This window comes from Streptomyces humidus (assembly GCF_014649655.1).
In the GTDB taxonomy this organism is placed as follows: domain Bacteria; phylum Actinomycetota; class Actinomycetes; order Streptomycetales; family Streptomycetaceae; genus Streptomyces; species Streptomyces humidus.
In genome coordinates this window covers 1-4,478 of record NZ_BMTL01000093.1, presented here as the reverse complement: position 1 = coordinate 4,478, position 4,478 = coordinate 1, and the positions used below count along the sequence as shown (strand labels likewise).

2 protein-coding genes are annotated in these 4,478 nt (G+C 73.0%); both read left to right on the top strand.

What is annotated here, in order from left to right:
- A partial coding sequence (locus IE239_RS41100; protein ID WP_229878808.1) for an SDR family NAD(P)-dependent oxidoreductase occupies nucleotides 1-2,420 on the top strand: 2,420 nt, incomplete at its 5' end.
- A 221-nt stretch (nucleotides 2,421-2,641) separates the two neighbouring features.
- Nucleotides 2,642-4,478, top strand: a 1,837-nt coding sequence (locus IE239_RS41095; RefSeq protein ID WP_190154549.1) for a type I polyketide synthase, incomplete at its 3' end; no start/stop codon positions are given.

Sequence of the window (4,478 nt, the reverse complement as noted above, 5' to 3'; positions counted from 1 at the left end):
TGATGTCGTTGGCGGAGGCGTGGGTGCGGGGTGTGGGGGTGGACTGGACGGCCGTTCTGGCCGGTCGGGACGCGCGCACGGTCCCGCTGCCCACCTATGCCTTCCAGCACCGGCGCTACTGGCTCGACGCTCCTGAGCCCGCCCCCGCCGGCCCCTCCGCCGACGACGTGGACGCCCGCTTCTGGGAGGCCGTCGAACGCGAGGACCTGAAAGCCCTCGCCGAAACTCTCGACCTGGCGCCGGAACGGCGCGAGACGCTCGACACGGTGGAACCGGCGCTGCCCGTTCTGGCGAAGTGGCGCCGGCGTAAGCGGGAGAGCGCCGTGCTGGACTCCTGGCGCTACGCGGTGACATGGCGGCCGGCCGGCGCGTCGGCGGCAGGGCCGGGCCCGTTGGCGTCGCACTGGCTCGTCGTGCTGCCCGATGCCGACGGTGGCGCCGGGGGCACCGCCCACGAACTGGTCGAGGAACTGCGCGGCCACAAGGAGGTCGACGACGTCGTCACGGTCGTCCTCGACGTGACGCGAGCGGATCGAGCAGCCCTCACGGACCGCCTCCGCGAGGCCTTCGAGCGGAACCCGCTCATCGGCGGCGTACTCAATCTGCTTCCGCTGGCGTCCTGCGGTGACCGCGCCGCCGACGAGCCGGATTCCCCCGGAGTTCCCGCGGTCGTCACGGCCACCTTCCTGCTCATGCAGGCCCTCACGGACACGGACGCCGAGACACCGCTGTGGACGGTCACCCGGGGAGCGGTCGGCGTGCCCGGCCCCGCCACGCCGCAGGCCGCCGGACCGCTGCCCGGGCAGGCGGCGGTCTGGGGTCTGGGCCGGGTCTACGGTCTCGACCATCCCCGGCGATGGGGAGGCCTCATCGACCTCCCCGCGCCTCCCGGTGACGAGCACACGTCCGGCGACGTCCTCGCGGGACCCGGCGCCGGTGTCGGAGACCGTTTCCTCACCGCTCTGGCGGGCGACGAGGACGAGGACCAGTTCGCGGTGCGCGAGGACGGACTGTACGTACGCCGCATGGTCCGCAACCCGGTCGACCCCGAGGCGGGCGAGCGGCGTACGGTCGGCTTCACCGGGACCACGCTCATCACCGGCGGTACCGGAGCTCTCGGCGCTCACCTGGCCCGACGGCTGGCCGCCACCGGTGCCGGGCATCTGCTGCTCGTCAGCCGCCGGGGTCCGGACGCTCCCGGCGCGGACGCACTGGAGCGGGAACTCACCGCGCTCGGCGCCCGCGTCACCGTCGCCGCCTGCGACATCACCGACCGGGAGGCCCTGGCCGAGGTGCTGTCGGGGGTGCCACAGGACGCACCGGTCAAGGCCGTGGTGCATGCGGCGGGCGCCGAACCGCCGGCTGCCGCGATCGAGGACACGGACCTCGATGCCCTGCACGAGGTGATGCGCGCGAAGATCGCCGGCGCCCTGCATCTCGACGCGCTGCTCGGCGACCGTCCGCTGGACGCCTTCGTCCTGTTCTCGTCGGGCGCGGGCGTCTGGGGCGACGGAGGCCACTTCGGTTACGCGGCGGCCAACGCCTACCTCGACGCGTTCGCGGAGTGGCGCCGCGGCCGGGGCCGGACGGCCACCTCCCTCGCGTGGGGCGCCTGGGCCGGCGGCGGCATGGTGCACGAGGCCGAGGGCGACCGGCTGCGCCGCTACGGCGTACCCATGATGGATCCCGATGTCGCCGTGAGCGCCGTACAGCAGGCTCTCGCTCACGACGAGACCGTCCTGGTCGTCGCCCAGGTGATCTGGGAACGGTTCGCGGCGACCTACTCGGCCGCCCGTCGACGGCGCCTCTTCGACGAGATTCCGGAGGCGCGGCTCCTCGATGCCGCGCAGGTCCCCGTCGGCGCGGCCGAGGACGACGCCGGTCCGGCGCGCCGGTTCGCCGAGCGGCTGGCCGGCCTGAGCCGGGCCGAGCAGGAACTGGCCGTCCTCCAGCTCGTGCGGACCCACGTCGCGGTGGTCCTCGGCCATGACGGAACCGGCGCCATCGGCGCCGGGCACGCCTTCCGTGATCTGGGGTTCGACTCCCTGACCGCGGTGGAGCTGCGCAACCGGCTGAAGGAGGCCACCGGTCTCGGCCTGCCCGCGACTCTCGTCTTCGACCATCCCACCCCGGCCGCCCTCGGCGAACGCCTGCTGTCCGAACTCGCCCCGCCGACGCCTCACGCGGACGCGGGTGACCTCACGCAGCTCGACGCGTTGGAGGCGGCCGTCGCCGGGCTCGACCCCGCCGACGACGTCTCCCGGACCAGGATCGCCACCCGGTTGCAGGCGCTGCTGTGGCGCCTGTCGGACGGTCCGGCGCAGACACCGGCCGGCGAGGACCCCGACGACGTGGTGCTCGACATCGTCTCGGACGACGAGATGTTCGACCTGATCGACAAGGAACTCGGCCTCAACTAGACCGCCGGCGGGGCGGTGCACTCCCCCCTGGCCGCCCCGTCCGGCTCACCCCTTCCCACCCCCACCGCGCCACCCCCCCCAGCACCCCGGCAACACCCCAGCACCCCAGCACCCCCGCACCCCCAGCACCGAACCACCCCGTCCGCCCGCCCGGTTGCCAACGCCGCAGCCACATGGGTGACTTCAAGCCTTCGGGCCTGCTCTAGGGACTGATGACGTTCATGGCTAACGAGGACAAGCTCCGCGACTACCTCAAGCTGGTCACTACCGACCTTCGGCAGACCCGCCGACGCCTTCAGGAGGTCGAGGCCCGGCAGCAGGAGCCCATCGCCATCGTCTCGATGAGCTGCCGCTTCCCCGGCAACGCCCACACCCCCGAGGACTTCTGGGACATGCTGGCGGCGGGCGTCGACACCGTCTCCGAGCTGCCCTCGAACCGCGGCTGGGACCTGGGGAACCTGTACCACCCAGACCCGGAGCACCAGGGCACGAGCTACACCCGCTCCGGCTCGTTCCTCCACGACGCGGCCGACTTCGATCCCGCGTTCTTCGGCATCTCGCCGCGCGAGGCGACCATGATGGACCCGCAGCAGCGGCTGCTGCTGGAGACCTCCTGGGAGGTTCTGGAGCGCGCCGGGATCGACCCGGGCACCCTGCGCGGCGAGAAGGCGGGCGTGTTCGTCGGCAGCAGCGACCAGGGGTACGGGGCTGCCGCCGCCCGGGCCCGGGACCGCGTCGAGGGACACATGCTGACGGGTGGCTCCGGCGCGGTGCTCTCCGGCCGCATCGCCTACACCCTCGGCTTCGAGGGCCCCGCCGTCACCGTCGACACCATGTGTTCCTCGTCGCTGGTGGCGCTGCATCTCGCCGTCCAGTCCCTGCGCCAGGACGAGTGCCGCCTGGCCCTCGCCGCCGGAGCCACCGTCATGGCCGGCCCCCGGAACTTCGTGGAGTTCAGCAGGCAGCGGGGGCTTGCGCCGGACGGTCGGTGCAAGCCGTTCGCGGCGGGGGCGGACGGTACCGGCTGGGGTGAGGGTGTGGGGGTGCTGTTGCTGGAGCGGTTGTCGGACGCCCGGCGCAACGGTCATCCGGTGCTGGCGGTGGTGCGTGGTTCGGCGGTCAACCAGGACGGTGCGAGCAACGGTCTGACAGCGCCCAACGGCCCCGCGCAGGAGCGCGTGATCCGCGCGGCCCTGGCCAACGCCCGGCTGAGCGCCTCACTCGTGGACGCCGTGGAGGCACACGGCACGGGGACCACGCTGGGCGACCCGATCGAGGCGCAGGCCCTCCTCGCCACCTACGGACAGGACCGCGAGGAACCGCTTCTGACGGGCTCCCTGAAGTCCAACATCGGTCACCTGCAAGCCGGCTCGGGTGTCGCGGGCGTCATCAAGATGGTGCTCGCCATGCACCACGGCGTCCTTCCGAAGCTGCTGCACCTGGACGAGCCGACCCCGCACGTCGACTGGTCGTCCGGCGCGGTCGAACTCCTCACCGAGAACCAGGAGTGGCCCGAGACCGGCCGCCCCCGCCGCGCGGGCGTGTCCTCCTTCGGCGGCAGCGGCACCAACGCCCATGTGATCCTGGAAGAGGCGCCCGAGGCCGACCCCGGGACGCAGGACCGGGAGACCACCGACGACACCGCGGCACCGGTCTTCGCGACCGAGGGCCTGGTGCCGTGGGTGGTGTCGGGCCGTGGTGGGGAGGGGCTGGCCGGTCAGGCCGGCCGCCTGGCCGCGTCCGTGGAGTCGGCCGGCGAGGATGTCCGGCCGGTGGACGTGGCGTGGTCACTGGCCGCGACGCGAGCCGCGTTCGAGAACCGGGCGGTCGTCCTCGGTACGGAGCGCGACGAACTCGTCGCACAGCTGAGTGACTTGGCCGGCAACGCCGGTACGGCTCCCGGAGCGGTGACCGGAAGCTTCGACGTGGTGCCCGACGGAACGGTGTTCGTGTTTCCGGGGCAGGGGGCGCAGTGGGTGGGGATGGGGCGGGAGTTGTGGGAGGTGTCGCCGGTGTTCGCGGCGTCGATGGAGGCGTGTGAGGGGGCGTTGGCTCCTT